The 3,417-nt window shown below is 57.1% G+C and carries 2 rRNA genes; both read left to right on the forward strand.

What is annotated here, in order from left to right:
- Window positions 1–46 precede the first annotated feature (46 nt).
- A 23S ribosomal RNA gene (locus ACFO4E_RS29910) occupies window positions 47–3,135 on the forward strand.
- 159 nt (window positions 3,136–3,294) lie between these two features.
- A 5S ribosomal RNA gene (rrf, locus tag ACFO4E_RS29915) occupies window positions 3,295–3,410 on the forward strand.
- Window positions 3,411–3,417: the final 7 nt, after the last annotated feature.

Raw genomic sequence — 3,417 nt, forward strand, 5'->3', positions numbered from 1 at the left:
GTGTTTTGATTCGTGGATAGTGTGCGCGAGCATCTTGTATCTGTGGTGGCCAAGTATGTGTGGCATACGGTGGATGCCTTGGTACCAGGCGCCGATGAAGGACGTGGGAGGCCGCGATAGTCCACGGGGAGTTGTCAACCGAGCTTTGATCCGTGGGTGTCCGAATGGGGAAACCTAGCCCGAGTTGTGTCGGGTTGCCGCCGCCTGAATGTATAGGGCGGTTGGTGGTGACGCGGGGAAGTGAAACATCTCAGTACCCGTAGGAAGAGTGAACAATAGTGATTCCCTGAGTAGTGGTGAGCGAAAGGGGATTATGGCTAAACCGTGCGCGTGTGATAGACGGCAGTTGTTGCGTGTGCGGGGTTGTGGGGTTGCGTTGTGTCCGGTCTGCCGGCTGGGCGCGTTGATGGTCGTTGTAGCCGAAGCCGTTGGGAAGCGGTGCCGTAGTGGGTGAGAGTCCCGTAGGTGAAGCAGTGGCCTAGGCGTTGACGTTGTCCCCGAGTAGCGCGGAGCCCGTGAAATTCCGTGTGAATCTGGCAGGACCACCTGCTAAGCCAAAATACGTCCTGGTGACCGATAGTGCACTAGTACCGTGAGGGAAAGGTGAAAAGTGCCCCGGTGAGGGGTCGTGAAATAGTACCTGAAACCGTGTGCTGTCAAGCCGTCAGAGCCTTTTGGGGTGATGGCGTGCCTTTTGAAGAATGAGCCTGCGAGTTATGGTGTGTGGCGAGGTTAACCCGGGTGGGGTAGCCGTAGCGAAAGCGAGTCTGAATAGGGCGTTTGAGTCGCATGCTGTAGACCCGAAGCGGAGTGATCTACCCATGGCCAGGGTGAAGCGGAGGTAAGACTTCGTGGAGGCCCGAACCCACCAGGGTTGAAAACCTGGGGGATGAGCTGTGGGTAGGGGTGAAAGGCCAATCAAACTCCGTGATAGCTGGTTCTCCCCGAAATGCATTTAGGTGCAGCGTTGCGTGTGCTTGCCGGAGGTAGAGCTACTGTTTGGCTGATGGGCCCGACAAGGTTACTGACGTCAGATAAACTCCGAATGCCGGTTAAGTTGTGCGTGGCAGTGAGACTGCGGGGGATAAGCTTCGTAGTCGAGAGGGAAACAGCCCAGATCATCAGCTAAGGCCCCTAAGCGTGTGCTAAGTGGGAAAGGTTGTGGAGTTGCTGAGACAACCAGGAGGTTGGCTTAGAAGCAGCCATCCTTTAAAGAGTGCGTAATAGCTCACTGGTCAAGTGATTCTGCGCCGATAATGTAGCGGGGCTTAAGTACACCGCCGAAGCTGTGAAGCCCGGGAGTATTCTTGGGTTGGTAGGGGAGCGTCGTGCATCCGGTGAAGCGGTGGGGTGACCTAATCGTGGAGGGTGTGCGAGTGAGAATGCAGGCATGAGTAGCGATACCAGAGTGAGAAACTCTGGCGCCGATTGACTAAGGGTTCCTGGGGCAGGTTAATCCGCCCAGGGTGAGTCGGGGCCTAAGGCGAGGCCGACAGGCGTAGTCGATGGATAACGGGTTGATATTCCCGTACCCGTTCGCACGCGTCCAGTACTGAATCCTTTGATGCTAACCACCACTGAAGCCTGTTGGTTCCTTCGGGAGCTTTCGGGTGGAGGCGTGGGACCCAGGAGGGTAGTAGGTAAGTGATGGGGTGACGCAGGAGGGTAGCTCTACCGGGCGGTGGTTGTCCCGGGATAAGCGTGTAGCCTGGAGCATTGGTAAATCCGTGTTCCGTGAAGGGTGAGGCGTGATGTCGAGCCGTTTGTGGTGAAGTGAGTGATCCCGTGCTGTCGAGAAAAGCCTCTAGCGAGTGTGTGGGCGGCCCGTACCCTAAACCGACGCAGGTAGTCAGGTAGAGAATACCGAGGCGTTCGGGTGAACCGTGGTTAAGGAACTCGGCAAATTGTCCCCGTAACTTTGGGAGAAGGGGAGCCCTGTCCGGTGACCGGTCTTGCACCGTGAGCTGGGTGGGGTCGCAGATAGCAGGGGGAAGCGACTGTTTATTAAAAACACAGGTCCGTGCGAAGTCGTAAGACGCTGTATACGGACTGACGCCTGCCCGGTGCCGGAACGTTAAGAGGACTGGTTAGATGCCCTTTTGGGTGTCGAGGCTGGGAATCTAAGCGCCGGTAAACGGCGGTGGTAACTATAACCATCCTAAGGTAGCGAAATTCCTTGTCGGGTAAGTTCCGACCTGCACGAATGGCGTAACGACTTCCCCGCTGTCTCAACCGCGGGCCCGGTGAAATTGCACTACGAGTAAAGATGCTCGTTTCGCGCAGCAGGACGGAAAGACCCCGGGACCTTCACTATAGCTTGACATTGGTGTTTGGGATGGTTTGTGTAGGATAGGTGGGAGCCGGTGAAGCTCGGACGCTAGTTCGGGTGGAGGCGTTGGTGAAATACCACTCTGGCTGTTTCGGATGTCTAACCTGGGACCGTGATCCGGTTCGGGGACAGTGTCTGGTGGGTAGTTTAACTGGGGCGGTTGCCTCCCAAAGAGTAACGGAGGCGCCCAAAGGTTCCCTCAGCCTGGTTGGCAATCAGGTGTTGAGTGTAAGTGCACAAGGGAGCTTGACTGTGAGACGGACGTGTCGAGCAGGTGCGAAAGCAGGGACTAGTGATCCGGCACCGGCGTGTGGAAGCGGTGTCGCTCAACGGCTAAAAGGTACCCCGGGGATAACAGGCTGATCTTCCCCAAGAGTCCATATCGACGGGATGGTTTGGCACCTCGATGTCGGCTCGTCGCATCCTGGGGCTGGAGTTGGTCCCAAGGGTTGGGCTGTTCGCCCATTAAAGCGGCACGCGAGCTGGGTTTAGAACGTCGTGAGACAGTTCGGTCCCTATCCGCTGTGCGCGTTGGAGACTTGAGAAGGGCTGTCCCTAGTACGAGAGGACCGGGACGGACGAACCTCTGGTGTGCCAGTTGTCCCGCCAGGGGCATGGCTGGTTGGCTACGTTCGGGAGGGATAACCGCTGAAAGCATCTAAGTGGGAAGCTTGCTTCGAGATGAGGTCTCCTGCCCCTTTCGGGGGGGTAAGGCTTCCAGTAGACGACTGGGTTGATAGGCCGGGTGTGGAAGCACTGTGAGGTGTGGAGCTGACCGGTACTAATCGGCCGAGGGCTTGTCTGCCATGGATGCTGGGTGCTCGCGCATACTTGCCTTGGGGATGGTGTTCCTCGGGGTCGCACACGAATCGTTTATATGTGAATATGTTGTTGCGCTGTTGTCTGGTGTGACTCTTGGTTTTCCCTGCCGGCCCTTTTTTTGGGGTTGGTTCTGGGGTTGGGGTTACGGCGGTTATGGCGGGAGGGAAACACCCGGTCTCATTCCGAACCCGGTCGTTAAGCCTCTTTGCGCCGATGGTACTGCCCTGTGGTGGGGTGGGAGAGTAGGTGGCCGCCGGACATTTTTT

This window comes from Nocardiopsis mangrovi (assembly GCF_042653925.1).
GTDB classification, from domain to species: Bacteria; Actinomycetota; Actinomycetes; order Streptosporangiales; family Streptosporangiaceae; genus Nocardiopsis_B; species Nocardiopsis_B mangrovi.